This window comes from Paenibacillus sp. MB22_1, from assembly GCF_047200555.1.
Taxonomy (GTDB): Bacteria; Bacillota; Bacilli; order Paenibacillales; family Paenibacillaceae; genus Fontibacillus; species Fontibacillus phoenicis.
Genome location: NZ_JBLADV010000001.1, coordinates 1471095 through 1497115, shown reverse-complemented (window position 1 = coordinate 1497115; position 26021 = coordinate 1471095). Strand labels below are relative to the sequence as shown.

At 52.5% G+C, this 26021-nt stretch carries 23 protein-coding genes; 19 read left to right on the top strand and 4 right to left on the bottom strand.

Features of this window, described 5'->3' with window-relative positions:
- Positions 1-108: 108 nt before the first annotated feature.
- Positions 109-1158, bottom strand: a complete 1050-nt coding sequence (locus tag ACL02P_RS06945; RefSeq protein ID WP_009223227.1) for a FecCD family ABC transporter permease — start codon at positions 1156-1158, stop codon at positions 109-111.
- Positions 1158-2138 (bottom strand): FecCD family ABC transporter permease, encoded by a 981-nt coding sequence (locus tag ACL02P_RS06940; protein ID WP_009223228.1) that lies wholly within the window; start codon positions 2136-2138, stop codon positions 1158-1160. Before ACL02P_RS06940 ends, ACL02P_RS06945 begins: the two co-directional genes overlap by 1 nt.
- A gap of 198 nt (positions 2139-2336) precedes the next feature.
- Between ACL02P_RS06940 and ACL02P_RS06935 the strand changes: the two genes are divergently transcribed.
- The gene (locus ACL02P_RS06935; RefSeq protein WP_260069964.1) at positions 2337-3383 is read left to right on the top strand and encodes an ABC transporter substrate-binding protein; all 1047 of its coding nucleotides are present in this window, start codon (positions 2337-2339) and stop codon (positions 3381-3383) included.
- A gap of 3 nt (positions 3384-3386) precedes the next feature.
- Here ACL02P_RS06935 and ACL02P_RS06930 read toward each other — a convergent pair whose 3' ends face one another.
- A complete protein-coding gene (locus ACL02P_RS06930) occupies positions 3387-4259 on the bottom strand; it encodes a YitT family protein (protein WP_009223230.1) in 873 nt (290 codons plus the stop codon).
- Between the two features lie 146 nt (positions 4260-4405).
- Between ACL02P_RS06930 and ACL02P_RS06925 the strand changes: the two genes are divergently transcribed.
- The 12 genes from ACL02P_RS06925 (at position 4406) to ACL02P_RS06870 (ending at position 18642) form a co-directional block, all read left to right on the top strand.
- The gene (locus ACL02P_RS06925) at positions 4406-4696 is read left to right on the top strand and encodes an alpha/beta-type small acid-soluble spore protein (protein WP_412837009.1); all 291 of its coding nucleotides are present in this window, start codon (positions 4406-4408) and stop codon (positions 4694-4696) included.
- Positions 4697-4732: 36 nt separating this feature from the next.
- Positions 4733-5674 carry a glutaminase A gene (gene glsA, locus ACL02P_RS06920; RefSeq protein WP_009223232.1) on the top strand — a complete coding sequence of 314 codons (942 nt, stop codon included), beginning with the start codon at positions 4733-4735 and terminating at the stop codon, positions 5672-5674.
- Between the two features lie 144 nt (positions 5675-5818).
- A complete protein-coding gene (locus ACL02P_RS06915) occupies positions 5819-7135 on the top strand; it encodes an ABC transporter substrate-binding protein (protein WP_260069965.1) in 1317 nt (438 codons plus the stop codon).
- A gap of 75 nt (positions 7136-7210) precedes the next feature.
- Positions 7211-7987 carry a Nif3-like dinuclear metal center hexameric protein gene (locus ACL02P_RS06910; protein ID WP_412837008.1) on the top strand — a complete coding sequence of 259 codons (777 nt, stop codon included), beginning with the start codon at positions 7211-7213 and terminating at the stop codon, positions 7985-7987.
- Positions 7988-8001: 14 nt separating this feature from the next.
- Positions 8002-10077, top strand: a complete 2076-nt coding sequence (locus tag ACL02P_RS06905) for an alpha-glucuronidase family glycosyl hydrolase (protein ID WP_412837007.1) — start codon at positions 8002-8004, stop codon at positions 10075-10077.
- Positions 10078-10190: 113 nt separating this feature from the next.
- Positions 10191-11153, top strand: coding sequence for a carbohydrate ABC transporter permease (locus ACL02P_RS06900; protein ID WP_009223236.1), 963 nt, complete (start codon positions 10191-10193; stop codon positions 11151-11153).
- Entirely contained in the window at positions 11150-11992 is an 843-nt protein-coding gene (locus tag ACL02P_RS06895) for a carbohydrate ABC transporter permease (protein WP_009223237.1), read from the top strand. Before ACL02P_RS06900 ends, ACL02P_RS06895 begins: the two co-directional genes overlap by 4 nt.
- 96 nt (positions 11993-12088) lie before the next feature.
- The gene (locus ACL02P_RS06890) at positions 12089-13891 is read left to right on the top strand and encodes a sensor histidine kinase (RefSeq protein WP_036643810.1); all 1803 of its coding nucleotides are present in this window, start codon (positions 12089-12091) and stop codon (positions 13889-13891) included.
- Positions 13892-13956: 65 nt separating this feature from the next.
- Positions 13957-15576 (top strand): response regulator, encoded by a 1620-nt coding sequence (locus ACL02P_RS06885; RefSeq protein ID WP_412837006.1) that lies wholly within the window; start codon positions 13957-13959, stop codon positions 15574-15576.
- Positions 15577-15597: 21 nt separating this feature from the next.
- Positions 15598-16701, top strand: coding sequence for a Gfo/Idh/MocA family protein (locus ACL02P_RS06880; RefSeq protein ID WP_412837005.1), 1104 nt, complete (start codon positions 15598-15600; stop codon positions 16699-16701).
- A gap of 29 nt (positions 16702-16730) precedes the next feature.
- Positions 16731-17804 carry a Gfo/Idh/MocA family protein gene (locus tag ACL02P_RS06875; RefSeq protein WP_009223241.1) on the top strand — a complete coding sequence of 358 codons (1074 nt, stop codon included), beginning with the start codon at positions 16731-16733 and terminating at the stop codon, positions 17802-17804.
- Between the two features lie 73 nt (positions 17805-17877).
- On the top strand, positions 17878-18642 hold the full coding sequence (locus ACL02P_RS06870) for a MerR family transcriptional regulator (RefSeq protein ID WP_412837004.1): 765 nt from the start codon (positions 17878-17880) through the stop codon (positions 18640-18642).
- Positions 18643-18733: 91 nt separating this feature from the next.
- On the opposite strand, the gene ACL02P_RS06865 is transcribed toward ACL02P_RS06870, so the two are convergent.
- Entirely contained in the window at positions 18734-19963 is a 1230-nt protein-coding gene (locus tag ACL02P_RS06865; protein ID WP_260069970.1) for an aminopeptidase, read from the bottom strand.
- 188 nt (positions 19964-20151) lie between these two features.
- On the opposite strand from ACL02P_RS06865, the gene ACL02P_RS06860 reads away from it, so the two are divergent.
- From ACL02P_RS06860 to ACL02P_RS06835, 6 genes are all read left to right on the top strand, one after another.
- Positions 20152-20421, top strand: a complete 270-nt coding sequence (locus ACL02P_RS06860) for a hypothetical protein (RefSeq protein ID WP_050769665.1) — start codon at positions 20152-20154, stop codon at positions 20419-20421.
- A gap of 569 nt (positions 20422-20990) precedes the next feature.
- Entirely contained in the window at positions 20991-21845 is an 855-nt protein-coding gene (locus ACL02P_RS06855; RefSeq protein WP_412837003.1) for an AraC family ligand binding domain-containing protein, read from the top strand.
- An 81-nt stretch (positions 21846-21926) separates the two neighbouring features.
- A complete protein-coding gene (gene mgrA / locus ACL02P_RS06850; protein WP_412837002.1) occupies positions 21927-22916 on the top strand; it encodes an L-glyceraldehyde 3-phosphate reductase in 990 nt (329 codons plus the stop codon).
- A 174-nt stretch (positions 22917-23090) separates the two neighbouring features.
- On the top strand, positions 23091-24647 hold the full coding sequence (locus ACL02P_RS06845) for an ABC-F family ATP-binding cassette domain-containing protein (RefSeq protein ID WP_009223247.1): 1557 nt from the start codon (positions 23091-23093) through the stop codon (positions 24645-24647).
- Between the two features lie 71 nt (positions 24648-24718).
- Positions 24719-25135, top strand: coding sequence for a VOC family protein (locus tag ACL02P_RS06840; protein ID WP_260069974.1), 417 nt, complete (start codon positions 24719-24721; stop codon positions 25133-25135).
- 153 nt (positions 25136-25288) lie between these two features.
- On the top strand, positions 25289-26011 hold the full coding sequence (locus ACL02P_RS06835; RefSeq protein WP_009223249.1) for a YebC/PmpR family DNA-binding transcriptional regulator: 723 nt from the start codon (positions 25289-25291) through the stop codon (positions 26009-26011).
- Positions 26012-26021 lie beyond the last annotated feature (10 nt).

The following is a 26021-nucleotide window of genomic DNA, read 5'->3' as shown; positions in this document are numbered from 1 at the left end:
CTAGTACACCCTGGCTGTGACTACACGCGATTTGCTAGTATACGTGAGTTGCTAGTCTACGTAAGTTGCAGTACATGCGGGTTGCTAGTACACGCAACCTGCTCGTATTTAGAACCGGTTCCGGTTCTTATACAGCAACACCATAAAGAACGGTGCACCAATAGCGGCGGTCAACACGCCGGCTGGCACGTCCCGCGGCAAAAAAGCCGTACGCGCGATCAGATCCGCTACGAGCAGGATCAATGCGCCGAGCAGCGCGCTGACCGGGAGCACGCCGGAGAAGGACGGCCCGGTCAGCCTGCGGGCCATATGCGGTGCCATCAGCCCGATAAAGGAGATGGCCCCGCCAATCGCCACTGCAGATCCTGCCAGCGAAACGCTGAGCACGATCAGCAACAGGCGCTGCAGCTGGACGCGGGAGCCTACGCTGGTGGCGATGTCGTCGCCCAACGCTTGAATGTTGACTTGGCGGGCTTGCAGCCAAGTTAGAACGAGCAGCACGGCCGTCCAAGGCAGCAGCGTCAGCACATCGTTATCCCAGGAGACGCCATAAATGCTGCCGGTCATAAACGTGAGCGACTGATTCGCCAGCTGCATCGGTCCGGAGATGATCAGCATAAACGACAACGACTTGATCGCGGCAGATACCCCGATCCCGATGAGGATGATTCGCAACGGGGAGGCCCCTTTTTTCCAAGCCAATACATATAAGAGCGCAGTAATGAAGAAAGCGCCAAGAATTGATGCAAGCGGCATCCAATGGATCGAGATCGTGCCCTGAAACACATAGATAAACAAAATCGCGCCAAGCGAAGCTCCCTCAGTTATTCCCGCAACATCGGGGGAAGCAAGCGGATTGCGGATCACGCCTTGCAGGATTGCACCGGCTACGGCCAGGGAAGCGCCAACCAGCACGGCAATAAAAATTCTCGGCAGACGGAGATTCACGACAATCACTTGTTCTCCCGGTTCAGCCATGCCAAATATGGCCTTCAAGACGGTCATCGGCGGGAGATATTGGCTGCTGACCCCTACGCTGATGATCATCATTCCGATACATAGGAGAGCAAGGAGCAGGCAGATCCACAGGATTCTCCTTTTTTTGGCCAGGAGAGACGAAGGAACAGGGAGCGATGCAGCTTTGTTGGATTTGGCCATCAGTTCTTCACCCCTCTTCTAGCGATGTATACGAAGAACGGAACGCCCAAGATTGCGGTCATTACGCCAACCGGAATTTCCTTTGGCATGGCGATGTATCTGGAGCCGATGTCAGCTGATACGAGCAGGATGGCACCCGTCAAGGCGCAATAGGGCAAAATCCAACGATGATCCGCCCCTACAAAATGGCGGATGATATGCGGGATGATAATGCCAACAAATGCGATGGGGCCAGCCACGGCAACAGAGCCCCCGGCAAGCAAGATGACGGCTGCTGCAGCTAATGCTTTAATTAAGCCCGTGCGTTGGCCAAGCCCTTGCGCGACGGTTTCTCCCATAGCTAACACGTTAAGTTGTCCAGCGAGCAAGAGGGCAAGAACCATGCCAATCCCCATATAAGGAAGTACGTTTAGAAGCTGCTCCGTCCCGCGCCCAGTCACGGATCCTACCAGCCAGACGAGCACCTGATCGAACATTTTACCGTCGGAGAGCATAAGCCCTTGAGTCAACGAGTAAAAAAACGCTGCCATCGAAGCTCCTGCCAACGTAATCTTGATGGGCGTCATTCCGTCCCGTCCCAGGCTTCCGAGAAGAAACACCACCGCTCCGCTAAGGGCAGCTCCGATTAGTGCGACCCAGGTTAAGGCTTGTATTCCCGATAAGCCAAGCCAACCCGAAGCCAGGATAATAAAGAAAGCCGCTCCGGAATTCACGCCCAGCGTGCTGGGCGAAGCGATGGGGTTGCGGGTAATGACCTGCATCAATGCGCCCGCAACGGCGAGGCAGGCACCAACGGCAGCAGCGATGAAAGCGCGAGGTACGCGAGCCGTCTGAACGAGCAAGTGCTCATTGCTTCCGTTCGGATGGACAAATGATTCCCAGACGGTAGAAAATGGGATGTCCGTCACGCCGAAGCTGATACTGCATATGACGGCAGCGGCTAATACCAATGCGCAAATCAACAAGCCTAAACCTTTCATCGGACTAGATTACCCACTTTCTAGATCAAAAATAATAATGACCATTAAATCTTAGAAGATAGGGAAGAGTCTGTCAATGAGGCTGATAATCATTCTTAATTGTATTGACAAACCAAAGAGGGATGTCTTATATTCATGAAGATGATAATCATTATCACTTAATTAGAACGCCATATTTTCTAAAGGGGAGAACGAACAATGAACAATACTCATACTAAAAAAACGAACCGCAGGCGCATTGCCTTATGGGCTTTCGCAGTGATGGCGCTGGCGCTTGTCGTTGCGGGATGCGGGAATAGTAATACGCAAGGATCGTCCGGCAATACCGATACCAAGAACAGTGCGGCAGCCGAGAACCAAGCGGGAGGCAACAGCACGAATAACACGACGGATGACAAACGGGTCGTTAAACATGCGATGGGGGAAACGGAAATCACAGGCACCCCGCAAAAAGTTGTGGTTTTGACGAACGAAGGTACGGAAGCGCTGTTGGCGCTGGGAATCAAGCCGGTTGGCGCTGTGCGCTCCTGGCTGGGGGATCCGTGGTACCCGCATATTCAGGACGAGATGGAGGGTGTAACGGTGGTTGGTGAGGAAAGCCAGCCGAACCTTGAGCTGATCGCTGGCTTGAAGCCTGACCTCATTATCGGGAACAAGATGCGCCAGGAGAAGGTATATGAACAACTGCAGGCGATTGCACCTACTGTGATGTCCGAGGATTTGCGCGGCAATTGGATGAGCAATTTCAAATTGTATGCGGAAGCGTTGGGACTCACCGATAAAGGGAATGAGCTGCTGGCTGAATTCGACGCACGGATTCAAGACTTTAAGGCTAAAGCCGGAGATAAATTGAACGAAACCGTATCCGTCGTTCGCTTTATGGATGGGAAAACCCGCGTTTACCATACGAACACGTTCTCGGGGATTATTTTTGAACAGCTGGGTATTGCCAGAAACGCCATGACTCTGAACGCCAAAGATACGTTTGTGGATGAAATCACCAAAGAACGGCTGCCTGAGGTAGAGGCCGACCGAATTTTCTACTTCACTTACGAAACCGGCGACGGAAATGCGAGCCAAACCGAGCAAGATTGGACAAACGATCCGTTATGGAAGAACCTAAGCGCCGTCAAGAACGGCAAAGCCTACAAAGTTGACGACGCGATCTGGAATACCGCCGGCGGGATCAAAGCGGCCAATTTGATGCTGGACGACTTGTACAAATTTTATGAACTTGAAAAGTAAAGATTATTGAACCGGCCTTGAGAACCGTCCGACAATCTCCGTGGATTGAACCACATTCATGAATGCGTGAGGGTCTGTACTAACCACAGCTTTCCGGACGGCAGCTAGTTCGTATCGGGTTGTCACGGTCATTAAGGTATAGTTTTTCTCTTCGTGATACCCGCCTTCAGAACTGAGGCAGGTAATGCCGTGATGCAGCTTGCGCAGTTGGCAGAGCATCTCGTCTTTACGCTTCGTAATGATGAAGCAGGTGACCTTGATATGACCAACATGGATCATATCGACGACTTTCCCTTTGACGAAGGTCGATAACATTGAATACAGGGCTAGATCCCAGCTTTGAAAAAAGCCAAGCGCTAGAATAACGAGCCCGTTAAGCAGAAAGAGGATGTTCCCCATGGGGACGTCCTTTTTTCGTGTGACGATGGATCCAAGAATATCAAACCCGCCGGTCGAGCCGCCGGCCCGCAGCGAAAATCCGATGCCCGCTGCAGAGATGATTCCGCCGAATACCGCGGCTAGAATCGGATCTCGGGTGACTTTCACCTCGGGGATGATGGAGATAAACCAGGTGGTGCTGACAACAGAGATACAGCTAAGCACGATATAACGGCGTCCCACCGCTTTCCAGCCCCATATTATCAAGGGTACATTAATCAAAAAGTAGACAAGCGAGATATTCCATCCCGTCAAATACACGATGATGGAAGCAAGGCCTGTGACGCCCCCGGACAATAGTTTATGCGGAATCAGGAACAAATTGAGCCCTACTGCTACAAGTACGGCGGACAGCAGAATGACGCCGATCTCCTGCGTAGGCTTTAGGCATGCTCGAAGCGGTTTTTCAATCATCGGACGATACTGGTCCAAATTCATAACTGATGCCTTCCTTAAAAATATCGTTTATAAAATATGATTATCGGCTTAAATTATCTTTTTTATCACATCAACCGACTATGACTTATCTCACCGCTTACTGGGAATCTTATTGGATAATTCTCACTTGAAAGCGGGGGATATCCATGGTACAACCGAAAGGGAATGGCGGGAATGGCCGTCAAGAGACGGACCCGGCGCTTCGCCTGAGCCGGTTTAAGGCGGAAGTCATGATGAATGAGGGATACAATATACCTCAAGAGCGGCCGGATGACGTGAAATATGAAGTTGCCCAATCGTTAGGAGTTCCACTCCGCGAAGGCGATAACGGTGATTTGACGACCGCGAAGGCCGGCAAGGTTGGCGGTGTGATCGGCGGGGCGATGGTCAAGGAAATGATCCGCTTGGCTAAACAACGCTTAAACAATCAGCAGTAAGATAGGTTACCAGAGAAAAATGCAGGAGGGTTCACCATGGCTGTGAATGAATGGGAACAACTGAAGCTCCACCTGGATAAGTGGGTGGAAGAGTGCCGAGAAACCAGCGCTGCAGGCAAGGTTGCGGAGTATATCCCTGAGCTGTCAAAGGCGAAGCCGGATATGCTCGGGATTCATATCCTGGATGCCAAGGGGCGATCCATCTCCGCAGGCGAAGCCCAGGACAGTTTTACGATGCAGAGCATTTCGAAGGTGTTCACGTTGATTCTGGCGCTCATGGACCATGGGGAATCCGCGGTATTTTCCAAGGTAGGCATGGAACCGACCGGCGATCACTTTAACTCCATCATGAAGCTGGAGTTGGTGCAGCCGGCGATTCCGTTTAACCCGTTAATTAATGCCGGCGCTATCGTGGTATCCTCCATGATTAAAGGGGAGAATGCGGAGGCGAAATCGGCGCGGATCTTGGCTTTCTTTCGCGAGTTGGCCGGCAATCCCAACCTGGAATACGATATGCAAGTATACATTTCAGAATCGAAGACGGCGCATTTGAACCGATCAATCGCTTATTTTTTGCTGGATAAAGGAGTGTTGGGCTGCGGCGTTGATGAGGTGCTGGACATCTACTTCCGCCATTGCGCGATTAAGGTCTGCTGCGCGGATTTAGCGCGGATGGCGCTGGTCCTGGCCTTCGACGGGAAGGACCCCTTGACGGGCAAGACGCTGATACCTAGAAGGTATGTGCAAATCGCCAAGACGTTTATGGTCACCTGCGGGATGTACAACGGGTCCGGGGAATTTGCCATCGAAGCTGGGCTTCCGGCGAAGAGCGGCGTATCCGGCGGGATCTTGACGCTTGTGCCCGGACGTTACGGGATTGGTGTGGTCGGGCCCGCACTCAATTCCAAAGGCAATAGCATTGCGGGCGTGCAATTAATTGAACGGCTGTCGCAAACGTTGGATTGGAGCCTATTTTAATATGGAAAGGGCAGACTTTGGTGAATAAACATTTTCGGGCAATTTTAAAACAAATTGTGCATTGCTCTCATACCCACTTCCGTTTGGAGTCGTTACTATAAAGGATGTAAACAGATATTTACGATTTAAATGGGAGGGTTATCAATGTTTAAATGGAAGCGTTTACTGACGACGCTGGTAGCGGTTACCATGGTTGGGGCGCTGGCTGCCTGCGGCGGCGGTACGAACGGTAATGCAGCTAAACCGGCAGGAGCGGCTGGGGAAGGCAATGCCGCAACTAGCACGGGCAGTGAGCCGGTGAAACTGCGGATTATGTGGTGGGGGGCGCAGGAACGGCATGAAGCCACCTTGGCAGCCCTTGATTTGTACACGAAAAACCATCCGAACGTCACCTTTGAACCGGAATACTCCGGGATGGACGGTTACTTGGACAAGCTGTCAACCCAGGCAGCGGCGAAAAATGCGCCGGACATCATCCAACTCGATCCAGGCTGGACACCGGACTGGGCGAGCCGCAAGCAATTGGCTCCTCTGGATGGGGTTGACGTATCGAAGATCGATCCGAAGCTGTTAGCCGGCGGACAACTGGATGGAACGCAATACGCTGTTCCTCTTGGTTCGGTGGCATTCGGGATGATTTATGATAAAGCCGCGCTGGACAAGCTGGGCGTCAAAAATCCGGAAAACGGCTGGACTTGGGATGATTTCTTCGCACTGGCGAAGGAGCTGAAAGGCAAGCTGCCAAGCGGTCAGTATTTTACAAAAGATTATGCAGCCAACTACTTCATGTACTCGGCTTATCAGTATAGTAAAGGCAAAGGAACGGTCATTACGGAGGATGGGAAGTTTAACATCGATGAAGCTTCCTTCCTGGAATGGACCAAGCATTTTGAAGAGCTGCGCAACGAAGGGTTAGTACCGCCGGCGGACGTCAACTCCTCTGACAAAGAGTTCGATCCGCAAATGGACCTGATGGTTGCCGGAAAAATTTTGTTCCGTTACAGCTTCTCCAACAACTACGGTGCATGGGACAGCATCAAGCCAGGCGCTTACGCGCTCGTTACGATGCCGCGAGCCGAGGAAGCCGGCGGTTGGCTGAAGCCGTCGATGTACCTGGCCGTGTCCGACAACTCCGAGCATAAGGCAGAGGCAGTAGAGTTTATCAACTGGTTCGTCAATGATCCGGAAGCTTCGAAAATCCTGAAAACCTCGCGGGGCTTGCCGGTCAACAAGGATAACGCGGCAGCGCTGGAATCCAGCATGAGCGATGTGGATAAGGTAGGCATGGAGCTGCTCCGCGCTACTGAGAAAGACGGCCAAACTTGGACGGCCGGTGCAGGGGGCTGGACGAACTATATCGATAAGGACTTCCCTCTGGTACATGATCAGCTGAGCTTTGGCAAGATCACTCCAGAAGAAGCCTACAAGCAGTTGAAAGAAGCAGCTATGGCTTACGAATAAGACTTACATTCGACTTCAGCCCGGAACAGGATTCTCGTTCCGGGTTGATTTTTACCAGGGAAGGGGGAGGTATAGATGCTGCGCATCCAAGATGTTCTGGACCGGCTAACAGCGGCCCAGCCTACCGTGGACGGTTTAGTCTGCGGCAAGCCGGAGACACAAGTGCGCGGAATCGCCGTCACGTTTATGGCAACGCAAGCAGCCATCGAGCAGGCGGCTTCGCTGGGAGCGAACCTGTTGATTTCGCATGAAGGGGTATTTTACAGCCATCGACCGGACGGGAACAAGTTGCTGGAAGAGGATCCCGTTGCCCGGCATAAGCTGCAGCGACTGAAGGAGATAGACCTTGCGATTTATCGGTATCATGACGGCATTCACCGAGAGACGCCGGACGGCATTACGGCCGGGTTGATCGAGGAGCTCGGTTGGCAGGATGCAGTAGGGGAATATCGCCCGGCTTCCGCAGTGTTAGATCTGCCAGCAGCGACCCTTAAGGATTTGGTCAGCTTGTTGAAACGGAAGCTGAATCTTCCGTTTATCCGATTCACGGGCAATCCGGATATGGGATGTCGGAAGGTCGGAGTGCTGGTTGGCTACCGGGGCGGCGGCGAGCTGGCAATCCCGCTGCTGGGAGAGGTCGACTTGATCATCGCCGGCGAAGGCCCGGAATGGGAAGCGCCCGAGTATGTACGGGACGCCGTTTATCAAGGCCGGGAGAAGGCGATGATTTTCCTTGGCCACGGTCCCAGCGAAGCGCCTGGAATGAGGCGGTTAGCCGGCAAGCTCCGCGTGGCTTTCCCGACCCTTCCGGTGCATGTGATCGAAAATGAAACGTTATTTCAATGGATATGACAGGGGGAGATTCCATGAACAAAACAACCACAATGACGGAAGTTGGGTATGATGCCTGGCTTCGATACCGGAGTATTGAGCCGGGGGAGAGACAGGCAGAGTTAAATCGATTTGGCGGCATCGTCGTCGAAGGCACCGATGAAGCGGCAGCGCATACTGCGGCTCAGGAGCTGTCGAGAGGCTTATCCCAAATGCTGGGGCGCGAGATTTCCATCATCGAGAGTGCGGGGGATACCCCTTGTTTTGTGCTGGGGTTGTTGGGGCATAGTCCAATCCTGGATGCGGTGTTCTCGGAAGGGAAGGCCGCTTTGAAGCTGGGTCGGGAAGGGTATGCCCTGCGGCATGAACCGGGCTCCGGTCGGATCGCCATTGGCGCGGAAAGTACCTCCGGTTTATTGTACGGCGTGTTTGACTTGATGCGCCGCCTGGGGAGCGGACAGTCGCTGCAAGGGCTGAATATTTCGGAACGTCCGGTGAATGGGCTGCGGATGCTGAATCACTGGGACAACATGGACGGAAGTATTGAGCGCGGCTATGCCGGTTCTTCGATTTTTTATGAAGATAACCAGTTTACGCAGAACCTGGAGCGCATTACCGATTATGCGCGGCTGTTGGCCTCGACGGGCATCAATGCGATTTCCATCAACAACGTCAATGTGCACCGGATCGAGACCGGGCTGATTACGAAGGCATTTTTGCCGGATGTAGCGAAGGTGGCCGAGATCTTCCGCAATTACGGCATCAAGCTGTTCCTTAGCATCAATTACGCGGCTCCGCTGGAAATTGGCGGCTTATCCACCGCCGATCCGCTTGACCCGGAGGTCGCGGCATGGTGGCGGGAGCGCGCGGACGAGATTTATCAGGCGATCCCGGACTTTGGCGGGTTCCTGGTGAAGGCGGACTCGGAGAACCGGCCGGGGCCGTTTACGTATGGCAGGGATCATGCTGACGGCGCCAATATGCTGGCCGAGGCACTGGAACCTTACGGCGGGCTTGTGATTTGGCGTTGCTTCGTCTACAACTGCAAGCAGGACTGGCGGGATCGCAAGACGGATCGAGCACGGGCCGCCTACGATCATTTCGTCCCGCTCGATGGACGGTTTAAAGAGAACGTGATTTTGCAGGTCAAAAACGGTCCGATTGACTTCCAAGTGCGCGAGCCCGTATCGCCGCTGCTGGGCGCGATGCCAGCGACAAACCAGATGATCGAGTTCCAAATCACGCAAGAATATACCGGGCAGCAGCGCCATGTCTGCTACCTCGTTCCCCAGTGGAAAGAAGTGCTGGACTTCGACACCCATTTGAAGGGCGAGGGCTCAACCGTCAAACGGATCGTAGACGGTACGCTGCATGGTTCCCGTTACAGCGGGTTCGCCGCGGTTTCCAATATCGGGGACGACGCCAACTGGACCGGCCATCTGCTGGCACAGGCGAACCTTTATGGCTATGGGCGGCTGGCCTGGAATCCGGACCTCAGTTCCGAAGCGATTGCGGAGGAGTGGATTCGGCTCGTATTTGGGAGCGACGAACGGGTCATCCAGGTGATTCTTCGTATTTTGATGGATTCCTGGAGCATTTACGAAAGCTACACGGCTCCGCTGGGCATCGGCTTTATGGTGAATCCGAACCATCATTATGGCCCGAACGTCGACGGCTATGAATACTCGATGTGGGGGACGTATCATTTTGCCGATTGCCACGGGATCGGTGTTGACCGGACGAAAGCCACGGGGACGGGGTATACCTCGCAATACGTAGAGCCAAATCAAAGCTTATACGAAACGCTGGAGACTTGTCCCGACGAGCTGTTGCTCTTCTTCCACCATGTGCCGTACACCCACGTGCTCCAATCCGGCAAGACGGTGATTCAGCATATTTACGATACCCATTTTGAAGGGGTGGAACGAGCCGAGAAGCTGGTGGAGCTATGGGCTGGTCTGTCCGGCTTGATCGAAGAGCCGCTGCATCAGCAGGTCGCCAAGCGATTGGCGGAGCAAGCGGAGCATGCCAAGGAATGGCGGGATCAAATCAACACGTATTTCTATCGCAAAAGCGGAATTGCCGATCAGCAGGGGCGGCGGATTTATTAAGATTTTTTTCGTGATATTTTAAAAGATTTCGAGGATTCCTCTTCTACAACCGGCCGTGGGCCCGCCCTATACTTGAGCTATAAGCACTCAGAAACTGCAGAGGTGAAGCAAGCATGAAAAGTTCCGCGGCCTTGGGCTTAAAAGACGCGCCAGCCATCAACAAGCGCCGGATCTTCCTCAAACGATGGAATGCTCCGGTGGCCGGCTATTTATTTATTTCACCGTGGCTGCTCGGGTTTCTCGGGCTGACCGCATATCCGCTGATTTTATCGCTGTACTACTCGTTTACGGACTACACGCTGTTGGAACCGATCAACTGGGTGGGGACCAAAAACTACGAGCTGATCTTTACGGCGGACTCCAAATTCGTGACTTCGGTCAAGGTCACGTTCCTGTACGTTTTGGCTTCGGTTCCTCTGAAGCTGATCGCGGCGCTGCTTGTCGCTTTGGTGTTGAACCGGGCGGTGCGGGGGATTGGGCTGTACCGCACGGCGATTTACTTCCCGTCGCTGATCGGTGGCAGTATCGCTGTATCGCTGCTCTGGCGTAATATTTTTGGCGTGGACGGGATCTTTAACAAAATTATCGGAGCGTTTGGATTCGAGGGGAAAGGCTGGATCACCAGTCCCGATACGGCGTTAAGTACGCTCGTGCTGCTCACGGTCTGGCAGTTCGGTTCGTCGATGGTCATCTTCCTGGCAGGGCTGAAGCAAATCCCGGGTGATCTGTATGAGGCTTCCGCTGTGGACGGCGCCGGAAAGTTTCGCCAGTTCTTCAACATCACGCTGCCGATGCTGTCGCCGGTATTGTACTTCAACCTGGTGATGGGCGTCATCAACGCGTTCCAAATGTTTACGTCAGCGTTTGTGATCACGAACGGCGGCCCGATGAATTCAACGTATGTGTATGCGCTTTATTTGTACGAGCGGGCGTTTAGCCGGTACCAGCTTGGTTATTCGTCGGCACTGGCCTGGATCATGCTGGTGATGATTGTGATTGCCACGTTGATCATTGCAGGAACTTCGAAATATTGGGTGTTCTACGAAACGGAACCTGAAGGGAGAAATGGCAGATGACCTTTAAATGGAAGCCGCTGGTCCGGCACCTCTTTATGATTCTGTTTAGTTTGGTCATGGTCTATCCGGTGCTGTGGTGGATCGGCGCGTCGCTGAAGACGAACGGCGAGCTGGCTTCGCCGAATATTTTCCCTTCGGTTCCTCAATGGAGCAACTTCGTTAAGGGCTGGAATTCGGTGCCGGGTCACACCTTCACCGACTTCTACCTGAACACCTTCGCCTTGGAGGCGGCGGTGATTGCAGCGACGCTGGTATCCAGCACGCTCGTTGCGTTTGGGTTCGGGAGATTGAATTTTCCTTTGAAAAACCTCTGGTTCTCCTTGTTTATGCTTACCTTAATGATGCCGGGGCAGGTGCTGATCATTCCGCAATACGCTTTGTTCCACCAGCTTGGATGGGTGAACACGTATTTGCCGTTTATCGTGCCACATATGCTTGCGGGCGGTGCGGGCGGGACGTTCTTCGTCTTCCTGCTGATCCAGTTCGTGCGCGGCATTCCTAAGGAGTTGGATGAATCGGCGAAAATCGACGGCTGTTCGTGGTTCGGCATCTACTTCCGGATCGTCATGCCGCTGATGGTTCCGGCGATCGTGACCGTCACCATCTTCTGCTTCTTGTGGAACTGGGACGATTTCCTCGGACATCTGCTGTATCTTAATTCGGTAGACAAGTATACGGTCAGCCTGGCGCTGCGAATGATTAACGATTCCCAGTCGGCCCAGGAATGGGGACAACTGCTGGCAATGTCACTCGTCTCCATCATTCCGGCTACCTTGATCTTTATGTTCTTGCAAAAATACTTCGTCGAAGGGATTGCCACAACCGGAATAAAGGGATAAGGGTGGCGAATGGCCAATTATATTACGGTAAAGCGTGAACGATCTTCGCAGCTTTACCGTTTTTTCCTTACACCTGAAGGGAGTGCAGCCTTGCGTATGACGAATCCGTTTAAAAAATTTCGGATCGACAGCTTGTTTTTTCGCAGTTTTTCCATCTTTATGGTGGCCGTCTTGGCCTGTATCGCCTGGGCCAGCTATCGCATTTCATCCAACGAGCTGGCCAAAACCAGCTCCCATTATCAGCAGCTGCTGCTGGACGAGCTGAATAATGAAATTACCACCCGGCTGGTGATGATCGAGCAAATTTCGCTGTCGACGTCCCGCGATAACGAGTTGATTACGTTCCTGCGCGACCGGCAGGATGAATACGACCGGCACCGCCGGTCCGTGAGCGTGGAGCGCGCCTTAGCGAATCTGACTTATTCGATTCCGATCATCCAAGGAATCGACTTATATATGGAGCGTCCGCTGCGCGGGGATGCCAACAGCTATATCCAGTTTCGTGGTTTGAGCGATCTGGCCAAGCAAGATTGGGCGGAGGCGCTCGACAAGAACGATTTCGCTTGGGTTAGTGAGCATGAAATACCCAGCTTCCAAGGGAATGTGCGGGTGCTCAGCTTCGCGCGCAAAATCGTCGAGGAAGACAAATACCTTGGTGTACTCGTCGTCCATGTCAAAGCGAAAGAGATTGAACAACTATTAGCCGGACATTCTGCGCCGGCCAACCGGATGATGATCGACACGTTGGGGCAGCTGACGTTGAAAACCGGGCTGGTGCCTGAGCATGCCGAGTTATCACAATGGATCAATGTGAAAACCGACCAATCCGGGTACGTTCATATCCGGGGAAATAAAGAGCTGGGGGATTCGCTGCTGGTGTATTCCAAGATGCGGGATTCCCATTGGATGCTCGTGGAAGTCACGCCTTGGAGTGAAATTACGAGCGGCGGCTTTCGTCTGGCTTTGGTTATCGGCGTGATTGGGGTCATCGCCATTTTGTTTGTCCTGCTGTTGACCCTTTACTTAAGCCGCCAATTTACAAAACCAATCAAACAGCTTGTGACCGCAATGCGGCAGTATTTCGTAGGCGATAGAGACGAAACAGGCAGCGGCGGGCATCCCGTTGATTTGCCCAACGATTACGAGAACGAGTTTGGTTATCTGTTCGACGGCTATCGCAAGCAGATGGAGCAGATTGAAGAGCTGTACCGCTCGCTGCGGCGGCGATACGAGCAGCAGCGCAAAGCGGAAATCGAAGCGTTGCAGGCCAATATCAATCCGCATTTTCTGTATAATATGCTGGATCAGTTGAACTGGATGGCGATTGAGGCCGGGCAGGACGAGCTTAGCCGGATTCTCGAGCTGATGGGCCGGATGTTTCGGATTGGCTTATCCAACGGCAACAGCTTTATTACCATTGGCGAGGAACTGGAGCATATCCACTGTTACCTGGAAATTCAACAGCTTCGCTGGCAAGCCGGCGGCGGCGGTGAACTGGAATATACGATCGATGCCCCGTTCTCTGTTCAGGAGTTGTTTATTCCGAAGCTGACGTTGCAGCCGTTCGTGGAGAATGCCATCGTCCACGGTTTTAACGGTCGTACACAAGGGAAGTTGTGGATCACGCTGGAGGAGCAGTCTGACCGGCTCGTGATTACGATCGATGACGACGGCGCTGGACTGCAGCAGGCCGTGCCCCGCGAGCGCAAGCGGAGAACGGGGGGCTACGGCATCCGCAATGTGAAGGAGCGGATCGCGGGTTACTTTGAAGGCGCTTACGGCGTGGAGTTATCTCAACGGGAAGAAGGAGGCACCCGTGTCGTGATTACGTTGCCGAAGCTGCTGGAGCCCCCGGTGCCCCAGTTCATTGAACCGCTTGAACCCGGACCGGCCGCGTGAGCCGCATGTCCGTGCCAGAACATCTAAGACATCTTGGAGGAGAACAGTCAAGGAGGTAGTTGAGGGTGTGGAAAATCGCCATCATTGATGATGAACGCCAGGTGCTGCAAGGGATGAAACGGGCGATTCCGTGGGAACAACTCGGGGCGACCTGGGTTGGGGAAGCCCAGAACGGGAAGGACGGGCTGGATGTAGTCCGGCAAACGAATCCGGATATCGTCATCACGGACATTTATATGCCGGCGATGAATGGCATTGATATGATTGAGCAGCTGCGGAAGGAAGGGTATGACGGCAAGGTCATTATTTTTAGCGGCTATTCGGATTTCGAACATGCACGCCAAGCGCTGCGCTTTAATGTCAGCGATTATGTCTCCAAGCCGATCAGCATGCCAACGCTGAAGTCGATTCTGGGTAAGGTGATCGATGAGTTGGCCAAGGAGGAAGAGATTCGCCGGAAGCAGGGCGATATGGAGCGGAAGCTGAGTCTGTATGAGCCGTTCATCGAGAAGGAGTGGGTCCGCTCTGCGGTCGTCGGAACGCTGGACAGCTCGTACCGCGAGGCAGGGCGTTTGCCGGAGCCTTATCGATATTGGACGGATCATCGGCACGTGACGATTGGTATCGATCTCGTCCGGGATGCGCGCGTCGGCCAATTTTCATTGTCGGACTGGAACCTGTTCCGCTTTGCGATCAGCAATATTGTCTGCGAGGTGGCCCGCAAAAGGTTCGGGACCGTGGAATATACCGAGCTGCACAGCACAAGGGCTGTCTTGATCGTCCACCCGCGTCCGGATGAGCCAAAGCAATTGCTGGAGAGAAAGCTGCATGAGCTGGGCGTAAAGCTGATCGATGCGATCAAAAGCTATCTCAAGCTGGTCGTCCGCGTCGGAATTGGGGGTGTCAAGCCGCAATGGCAGCACATCCCGGATTCAACGGAGGAAGCGTTCCGGGCCATCGACATGAGGTTGGGGCGGCGGGATTCTACGTATGCGTTATATGCCTATCAGGACGAAGAAGACGGAAAAACGGCAGCGGCGAGTTTATTTTCAGTGAAATTTTATGTGGAATTGGCTTCTGCATTAAAGGCGTCCCAGGAAGCCGAAGCTAAGAAGCTAGTGGCCGATCACATGAACCGGCTGGAGCTGCAGAAGGCGATGACCCCTGAAACGGTGCAGATTTTTGCCTGCGAGCTGTGGGGGGTATTTACGTATTGCCTCTATGAAACGGGAGTTCTGCTGAATGATCTTGTACCTGAAGAGCAGATCACCAAGGAGTTGGTGGGCTTAACCGGTCTGGAGCAGCTCACCGAATGGTTGTCGGATAAAATTACGCTGATCTGCAGCAGCCGCCAATGGCGGGGGAACAGCAAGCACCGGCAGGTGGTGGATTACATGACCGGTTATATTCACGAGCATTATGCTGAGGACATTACGCTGGCGGAGTTGTCGGAGAAGCTTTACATTTCCCGCAACCATTTGTCCATCATCTTCAAAAACATAACCGGCGAAACGTTCAACAACTATTTAACCCGCGTTCGGATCGAAAAAGCACGCGAGCTGCTGCTGCAGCGCAATATGCTCGTTTATGAGGTGGCCGAACAGGTCGGCTATAAGAACGTGCCTTATTTCAGCACACTGTTTAAAAAAATCACCGGCATGAGTCCAACGGATCTGATCAAATAAGACACAGGGGAGAGAGAAATCATGATTAACATCGCCATCATCGGCACTGGGTCGATTGCAAGTACCCATCTTGAGGCGTTTGCCCGCTTTAGCGACCGTTGCCGGATCACGGCGCTGGTCGATCGGAGCGGAGGAAAGGCGTACCAGCTCAAAGAGCGTTTTGCCCTGGATTGCGCGGTCTATTCGGATTACAAGGAAGTGTTGAACTTAGATTCGGTGGATTTAGTATCGATTTGTACGCCGCCATCTACCCATGCAGACATTGCGTCGGATTTTCTGCTGGCAGGCAAACATGTCCTGGTGGAAAAGCCGATGGCCCCGTCGCTGTCCGAATGTGATCGGATGCTGGAGGCAGCAGCTCAAGGCCTGGCGCTCTTGTCCGTCGTGGGGCAAAACCGCTTTTATGATCCGATTCGCCGGGTGAAGCGGGTGATCGATGCCGGTTTAGCGGGCCGCATCGTCCACACTGAAGCAAATTCCTATTGGTGGCGCGGCCGCAGCTATTACGATGTGGAATGGCGGGGGACATGGGAAAATGAAGGCGGAGGCTGCGTCATGAACCACGCGGTGCATCATCTGGACCTGCTGATATGGCTTAGAGGGATGCCATCTAGAGTCCACGCGGTCACCGCCAATACTTCGCACCGGAATTCCCAGGTCGAGGATTTGTCCATCGCGGTCTTGGAGTATGCAGACGGCGGTTTAGCTCAAGTGACCAGTTCCGTCGTTCATCATGGCGAAGAGCAACGGCTTGTTTTTCAGGGGGAGCGGGCTAAGGTGGGAATTCCATGGCAGTTGTATGCCTCGGAGGAAGGGGACGGCGGATTTCCGAGGCGGAATCCGGATCTGGAGGCGGAAATCCAACGAGCAGCCGAGGAGGTCGCACCGCTGCCATACACCGGGCATGCCGGGCAAATTGACGATGTGCTGCGCGCCATTGAAACGGGCTCTCGGCAGGTGCTGATCGACGGGAACGAGGGGCGAAACACGATCGAGCTGATCATGGCGATATATGAATCTGCCGCAACCGGGAAGCCGGTTACGTTGCCGTTGTCCAAAGATTCGATCTATTATTCACGGGAGAGTATTATCGGCCGAGCACCTCGGTTTCACCAACAGGCTTGAGTCTATGATCATGGAGGAGGGAATCTGGCATGGCCATCACATTTAGCATCATCGGCGGAGCGGGCTTTCGTGCCCAATATTATTTACGGATTGCCAAGGCGATGCCGGATCGGTTCCAAATCGGCGGCCTGGTCGTCCGCGACGAAGCGAAGGCGTTGGCGATGGAGCGGCAATGGGGCGTGCGGACGTACCGCTCGGTGAGAGCCCTGCTTCAGCAAGAGCAGCAGGATTTTATGGTTCTGTCGGTGAGCGGCTCGGAGATGCTGCCTTACCTGCTGCAGCTCGCAGAAACGGGGATTCCCGTCCTCTCGGAAACCCCGCCGGCAGCCGACCTTGCGGGACTCGAACTGCTGTATGCAAAGCTTGGGCAAAGCGGCGCAAAGATCCAGGTGGCGGAGCAATATCATTTACATCCGATCCAGCAGGCCAGACTCAAGTTGATCGAAACGGGACGGCTGGGGCGGATTACCGAAGCAACCGTCTCTATCTCCCATTTATACCACGGTGTCAGTCTGATTCGCCGGCTGCTGGGAGTTTCTTTTGAGGAAGTGCGGATTCGCGCCATGCGGTTTGAATCAAGTTGGGTACAGGGGCCAACACGCAGCGGTCCGCCTACGGAGGATCGGCTCGTCCCTTCGTTACGAGAACTGGCATGGCTTGATTTCGGCGACCGGTTGGGGATCTATGATTTTACCCGCGATCAGCATCGCTCCTGGATTCGCTCCAATCATTGCTGTGTCCGCGGCGAACGCGGTGAAATCTTCGATTCGCGGGTATTCATTCAGCAGGAAGATACCACCCCGCTGCAACTGGAGCTGAAACGGGTGAATAAGGGCGAGCTGGAGAACCAGGAGGGATATTTTCTGCAAGGTATTCTCTGCGGGGAGCAGTGGCTGTATACCAATCCGTTTGCGCCGGCTAGATTATATGATGATGAGCTGGCGATTGCGACCTGCCTGATGAAGATGGGTGAGTATGTTCAAGGCGGGCCTGAGTTTTACGGATTGTGGGAAGCTGCACAGGATCATTATCTCGGAATGATGATTGAACGGGCGGCGCTTACTGGGGAAACGGTGGTTGCTGCACGTCCGAGCTGGGCCTAAATTTTCCTTGAAAAAAGATTTGACCTTCACGTTACGTTAACGTTTATCATGAGTGTTGTCAGGAGGTGAGCTTGTGGAATACACCATTCAGAAGCTGGGGAATCTTGCAGGGGTCAGTACCCGGACGCTGCGTTATTACGATGAGATCGGACTACTGAAGCCGGCCAGAACGAACTCGTCGGGATATCGCATTTACGGTCGTCGGGAAGTCGATCTGCTGCAGCAGATTTTATTCTATCGGGAACTTGGCCTTAGTTTGGAAGATATCCGGTCCATCGTCACCGATCCCGGATTCGACGGTACCCGCGCGCTGAAAGAACATCGGAATCAACTCCTTGACAAACGCAAGCAACTCGACGCATTAATCGCCAATGTGGAAAAAACGATCGCGTCGCATGAAGGGAGAATCACGATGCAAGATCAAGAAAAATTTGAAGGCTTCAAGAAGCAGTTGATCGAGGAGAACGAGCGTAAATATGGCCGGGAGATCCGGGAAAAATATGGGGTAGACACGGTGGAGAAATCCAATCGGAAGCTGATGAATATGACCAAAGAGGAATACGAAAAGGTGACGCAGCTGGAGAACGAAGTAAAAGCCACGTTAGCCGAAGCCATCAAGACGGGCGATCCCGCCGGTGAACTTGCGCAGAAGGCCGCAGATTTGCACAAGCAGTGGTTGACGTTCTACTGGAGTGATTACAGCAAGGAAGCCCATGCCGGGCTAGCGCAAATGTACGTCGATGATGAGCGCTTTAAAACTTATTACGACAAGGATCAGCCGGGTGCGGCTGAGTTCCTGCGGGATGCGATTCAAATCTATACCGGGATGAAATCATAAGAAATAGCTCTCCTTTCCGTTTGTCGGGGAGGAGAGCTGTTTTTTGTTGGAGCAGGGTGTGGTTTAAGGTTTACGCCCTACGACCTACGCCTTACGCCCAGTTCCCGTTGCGGAATACCGGCTCGATCGTCCCGTCGGCCAGCTCGCCGTCAATGTTGAGCTCGGCGGAGCCGATCATAAAGTCTACATGTGTTAGACTGACGTTGGCTCCTCTAGCGAGCAGCTCTTCTTTGCTTAGCTTGGCGCCGTTTTCGATATTTACCGGATAAGCGCTGCCCAAGGCGAAATGGCAAGATGCGTTCTCGTCAATCCCGGTGTTATAAAAGATCCGGTTTAGTCTTGAGATCGGCGAGTCATGCGGCACCAGGGCGATTTCACCGAGATAATTGGCTCCCTCGTCTGTTTGGAGCAGGTTTTCCATATGCTCCCGTCCGGATTTGGCGTCGAAACTTACGACTTTACCATCCTTGAACGTCAGCGTTAAGCCTTCGACAAGTTGGCCGTTCAAATTCAGCGGCATTGTGCTGGCTACGGTCCCGTTCACCCCGGTACGGTGCGGCATCGAATAGATTTCCTCCGTCGGCATATTGGCGACAAAATAGTTCCCCGCCGCATTGTAATCCCCCCCGCCCAGCCATAGATGGCCTTCGGGTAACTCGACTTGGAGATCGGTGCCCGGTGCGCGGTAATGCAGCTTTTTGTACCGTTTGGCATTCATATGCCCTTGCCGTTCTTTCAACTGCTGGATATGCTCGTGCCAGGCGGCTATCGGATCCACGCGGTCAACGCGGTTCATTTGAAAGACGGCTTCCCACATGGCCGGGATCCGCTGTTCTTCGGGCAAATCGGCAAACACTTTGTTTGCCCAAGCTTTCGTTGGTGCTTTGATCAGCGACCAGGTGATCCGGTTATTGCGTGTTTGGGCGGAATGCTTCTCCCGCGCTTTCGCTGCCGCTTTGACTGCGGTAGACACCTTGGCTGAAGGGATGCCCCGGAACAGCTCCGGATCCGGTACCTTAATCCGAAGGATCGCGCCGCCTTCCTCTCCGAACTGTTCCGCCATATCCGCGAGCCACTGCGGATAGTAGGACAAGGATTCGTCCGTGGCATGCTCGTAGCGGATGCGGGTAATTTGCTCGTCTTCCCAGTCGACGTGGACGTATTTGGCTCCGGCGTCGTAGGCTTTGGCCACCAGCAGGCGGGTGAAGTCCACCGTTTCCAGCGGTGCTGTCAGCATCAGGTTTTGGCCGGGCTGGATATTCACGCCGACCCGGATGACCAATTCGGCGTATTTTTCAAGAAGTACCTCGAAAGCTTCCATCAATGTAATCCTCCAGTATGCACAGTTTTTCAAACCAAACAAAACTTATTGTAGCACGAACCGGAGGGGAGTGAAAAAGAAAGAGCCGGAAAACTCAGGGGTTCCATCGCGGATATCCAATGGATTGTGCATGATTTGAGCTTTAGTTTCACATCCTAACCTCATCATTGCTTGAGGAGGAACTGAACATGGAAAATCCATTTTCCAGCATGCAATCTCAAAATCCGATTTCACTTGCACAGCAGTCGGTTAAAAAAGCGCATCGCGCAGTAACCCAAGCTCAATCGCATCCTCGTGAAGAAACGGTGGAGGGTGCCCGCAATGCGATCGAAAAAGCGGAAAACGCCATCGCCCAAACCGACGGCCGGATGAATCCCGAGCCGATGGAGCGGGCCAAAGAGGATCTAGCCGAGGACCAAGCGGCATTGGCGGAAGTGGAAAACCAATTACATTCTTGAAGAACTGGTGTATGGGAAAAAAGCCGGTGGTGTACCCCTGATAAGATGGGGACGGACCGGCTTTTTGGTTGTTATGAAGGGAGGGGGGCGCCCTCCAGCGATAGATGTTTTATCCCCGAAGCGGAAAACTGTAAAAGTGCAGGTATTTTCGAGAATATCTCGATTTTGCGGGCAAAGCCTGCAAAAGTACAGTTATTTTTCGCGATATTGCTCAGATGGGGGAATTTGGCGCAAAAAGCCTGCACTTTTGCAGGAATTTCTGAGGCAACGGCGATTTGCCCCTATAAAAACTGTATTTTTGCAGTTATATGATGAGTAAGTGCGTGAATAATTGAGTCGAGTGGGGTCGTGCGATCATATTTTAATTTACGTAATAAATATTATGTTTACTAATGGTGATTGCCGTACTATACCTAATCGAACAAAGTATGTGCTAGAAACAGCGTATGACTAGAAACAGCCTATGTCTTATAAACAACCCATGTCCTAGATACAACCTAACTCGATGATATAATCTAATTCAAATAGATTAGATTACCGAAATTGAAGCGAGTAAAGAGGGATGGATCATGGGAGCGATTTTTCATTATAATCCGGATCGGCCGTTTCGCGAGTCGCCGGACTTGTATTTGTGTTATTGGGGAAAAGAACGGTGCGCTCCGCTTCATTCCTTTGGCCCGGGTGTCCGTGATATCTACAAAATTCACTTTATCCATTCAGGACGAGGGATTGTGAAAGTTGAGGGAGAAACCTTCGAGCTGACCGGCGGGCAAGCTTTTCTTGCTTATCCTGAACGGGTCATCTTCTATCAAGCGGATGAGGTGGACCCTTGGACGTATTCCTGGATCGGCTTCAGCGGGGAACAGGTGGCGGAGATTTTAAGCCGTACCCGGTTGACCCCGGCATCGCCTGTATTTCCCATGGATACGCATTTGATGCCGCAACTGTATGAGTTGCTTAACGAAGCAGAGGAATCGAATACGACGAGCGATTTGCGCCTGCAAACGTTGCTGTATGAGTTTATGACCCTGCTGGTGGAGCTTGTCCCTGCATCAGGGGATGCGGATTCGACAAGGACGCAAGCCAAGGATGCGTACATTCATCGTTGCCTTGATTTTCTGCACAGTCATTATAGTGAGGAAATGAGCGTCGGCCAGCTGGCTGCGATCGTCGGTCTGGATCGGAAATACTTATCGTCTTTATTTAAGCGGGCTACCGGAATGCCGCCTCAGCAATACTTGCTGAAGTATCGAATGGAGAAAGCCTGCGCCCTGCTGCGCAACGGTCATTATTCCATCGCGGAAGTGGCGCGTTCTGTGGGTTATCAGGATGCTTTATTGTTCTCCAAAATGTTCAAAAAAACGGTAGGCACCTCGCCTTCCGACTACCGCGAGCAATGGCAAAAATCAGACATTATGCCATAGAGATCATCCATGCTGATATAGGTAAGTCGCTCCCCGTGCATTATATTGGACATATATAGACTGAAGGAGGGACAAGCATTAATGTATCAAGCAGCTGATAATCGATACGAAACGATGACATACCACCGTTCGGGCCAGAGTGGGTTGAAACTTCCAGCCATTTCACTGGGCCTATGGCATAATTTTGGGGGCATCGATGTGCTCGAGAATGGGCGCGCCATGTTGCGCAGAGCCTTCGACCTCGGGATCACCCATTTCGATTTAGCGAACAACTATGGACCGCCGCCAGGCTCGGCCGAGGAAACGTTCGGACGGGTGCTGCGTGAAGATCTGCGTCCGTATCGCGATGAGCTGATCATCTCGACGAAAGCGGGATATTATATGTGGCCGGGGCCGTATGGGGAATGGGGATCCAAAAAATATCTGGTCTCAAGCCTCGATCAAAGCCTGAAGCGAATGGGGCTGGAGTATGTGGATATTTTCTATCATCATCGTCCCGATCCGGACACGCCTCTGGAAGAAACGATGGCCGCGCTTGATCTCATCGTACGACAAGGGAAAGCACTGTATGTGGGGTTGTCCAACTATCGTCCGGAAGAGACGCGCGAAGCGTCCCGAATCTTAAAACAGCTGGGCACCCCGGCGGTGATTCATCAGCCGAACTATTCGATGATGAACCGCTGGATCGAAGAAGGGTTACTGGATGTCTTGGAGGAAGAAGGCATCGGCTCGATCGTGTTCTCCCCGCTGGAGAAAGGCATCCTGACCGACCGCTACCTGAACGGAATCGCCCCGGATTCCCGCGCTGCCGGTCCTAGCGTGTTCCTTCGTCCGGAGGACGTAAACGAAGAGCGAATTGCCAAAGTCAAGCAGCTGAACGAACTGGCCACCGCAAGAGGGCAGAAGCTCTCGCAAATGGCCTTGGCCTGGGTGCTGCGAGACGGTAGAGTGACATCCGCACTGATCGGCGCCAGCAAAGTCAGCCAAATCGAGGATGCGGTTGGCGCATTGGCGAATCGGTCGTTTACTCAAGAGGAGTTGCGCAAGATCGACGAAATTTTAGGTTTTTAAATCATTTTCGCAGGCGTCGCCCGAAGAACTTTCGGGACGGCGCTTTTTTCTACTAAATTTCCCCGCCGTATTGAGCTTTACCCTGCTTAACCAGTATAATAGGTCGAGTGTACCCTTTGATAACCATCCGAATGTTTTTAACCATAATTCATATAGAAAAGGTGTTAAATCTCCATGAGTATTTTAAATGTAGAGCGGCTGAGTCACGGATTTGGGGACCGGGCTATTTTTAACGATGTATCCTTTCGCTTGTTAAAAGGCGAGCATGTTGGCTTAGTGGGGGCCAACGGTGAAGGTAAATCGACGTTCATGAACATCATTACGGGCAAGCTGCAGCCGGACGAAGGCAAAATCGAGTGGGCTAGACGCACACGCGTTGGCTATCTCGATCAGCATGCCGTGCTGGAGAAAGGAATGACGATCCGCGACGTACTGCGCGGGGCGTTTCAATATCTGTTCGATTTGGAACAGGAAATGAACGAGATGTACGCCAAAATGGGGGATGTGTCGCCGGAAGAGTTGGAGCAGCTGCTGGAGGACGTAGGTACGATTCAAGACACGCTCACGAATCAGGATTTCTATCTCATCGATGCCAAGATTGAGGAAACCGCTCGGGGCTTGGGCTTGACGGATATCGGGCTCGAAAGAGACGTTAACGACCTCAGCGGGGGTCAGCGGACGAAGGTATTGTTGGCCAAGCTCTTACTGGAGAAACCAGACATTCTGCTGCTAGACGAACCTACCAACTATTTGGACGAGCAGCATATCGAATGGCTGAAGCGGTATTTGCAAGAATATGAGAACGCGTTTATTCTCATTTCGCACGATATCCCGTTCCTGAATAGCGTCATCAACCTGATTTACCACATGGAAAATCAAGAGCTGAACCGTTACGTCGGTGATTATGATAACTTCTTGCAGGTGTATGAGGCAAAAAAACAGCAGTTAGAGTCGGCATACAAACGCCAGCAACAGGAGATCGCCGATCTCAAAGACTTCGTGGCACGCAACAAGGCGAGCGTGGCAACGCGGAACATGGCGATGTCTCGCCAGAAGAAGCTGGACAAGATGGAAATTATCGAGTTGGCGAAGGAAAAACCGAAACCGCAATTTAATTTCAAAGATGCTCGGACATCTGGCAAGTTGATTTTTGAAACGAAGGACCTGGTTATCGGTTACGACTCACCTTTATCGAAGCCGCTGAATCTAAGAATGGAACGCGGGCAAAAAATCGCCCTCGTCGGCGCAAACGGTATCGGGAAAACCACGCTGCTTCGCAGCATCCTGGGACAAATTCCGGCAATCTCCGGCTCAGTGCATCTCGGTGACCTTCTGGAAATCGGCTACTTTGAGCAGGAGATGAAGGATGCCAATTACAATACGTGCATCGAGGAAATCTGGAACGAGTTCCCGTCGTTTACGCAGTTTGAGGTTCGTGCTGCTCTAGCGAAATGCGGCCTGACGACGAAGCATATCGAAAGCAAAATCGCCGTCTTGAGCGGGGGCGAGAAAGCGAAGGTACGCCTGTGCAAGCTAATTAACCGAGAAACGAACTTGCTCGTGCTCGACGAACCAACAAACCATTTGGACGTCGATGCCAAGGATGAGTTGAAGCGTGCGCTTAAAGCCTACAAAGGCAGTATTCTGTTAATCTCCCACGAACCGGAATTTTACCGCGACGTTGTCACGGAGACGTGGAACTGTGAATCTTGGACGACCAAGATGATCTAATTTAGTCGTAATCTAGCAATTTAGGGTTGCCTCAGGTATAATTGGTTTAAATTTGAAATCGAGGTGATCCGATGGCCGTAAGCTTGAGTAATATTTTTGTAAACCTTCCCGTAAAAGATTTGCAGAGATCGATGAATTTCTTTCAATCTATTGGCTTTGAGTTTAACCCGCAATTTTCCGATGAGAAGGCGGCTTGTTTGGTGATTGGACCGAATATTTTCGCCATGCTGCTGACGGAGGAGTACTTCAAATCGTTTACGAAGAAAGAAATTCCGGATACCACGGGCCAATCGGAGGTTATCGTCGCCTTGTCGGCCGAGAGCCGTGACCAAGTGGACGAAATCGTGAACAAAGCGCTCGCCTCGGGCGGGAAGCCTTACAGCGATCCGGTTGACCATGGTTTTATGTATACCTGGAGCTTCCAGGATCCTGACAGCCATCTCTGGGAAATCGTATTTATGGATTCAAGCGCTGTGCCATCGGAATAAAGAAGTATCATCCAATGCCCTATGTGAATCACATAGGGCATTTTTGCAATCTTGCGGGTTCATCCACAGCCATTTAAGCGTACAGCATTCATTGCCGCCAACTAAGTTGTTGGTTATAATAGTTGGGTAGATTATTAAGAAAGTGGGAAGAGTATGGGCCGCAAATGGAATAATATTAAAGAGAAAAAGGCTTCGAAAGACGCGAACACTAGTCGAATCTACGCGAAGTTCGGCGTTGAGATTTATGTTGCCGCCAAGAAAGGCGAGCCGGATCCGGAATCGAACCGCGCTTTGAAGGTCGTTCTTGAACGGGCGAAAACGTACAATGTACCGAAAGCGATCATTGACCGGGCTCTCGATAAGGCGAAGGGCGCTACGGATGAAGTATATCAAGAGTTGCGTTATGAAGGCTTTGGCCCTAACGGCGCGATGGTCATTGTAGATACATTAACGAATAACGTAAACCGTACTGCACCAGAAGTACGCTCCGCATTTAACAAGAACGGCGGAAACATGGGCGTAAGCGGATCGGTTTCTTATATGTTTGACGAAACAGCCGTCATCGGGATGGAAGGCAAATCGATTGATGAAGTGTTTGAAATCTTGATGGAAGCCGATCTTGAGGTGCGGGATATCATCGAAGAGGACGAGTCGGTGATCGTATATGCCGAACCCGATCAATTCCATGCCGTTCAAGAAGCGCTCAAGAACTCCGGGGTTACGGAGTTTACGGTAGCGGAACTGACGATGCTGCCTCAAAACTATGTCACTTTGCCGAGCAAGGAAGTGGAAGCGCAGTTCGAGAAGTTGATCGACGCGCTGGAGGATCTGGAGGACGTGCAGCAGGTTTATCACAATGTGGAATTTTCGGATTAAGCCCTCGGAC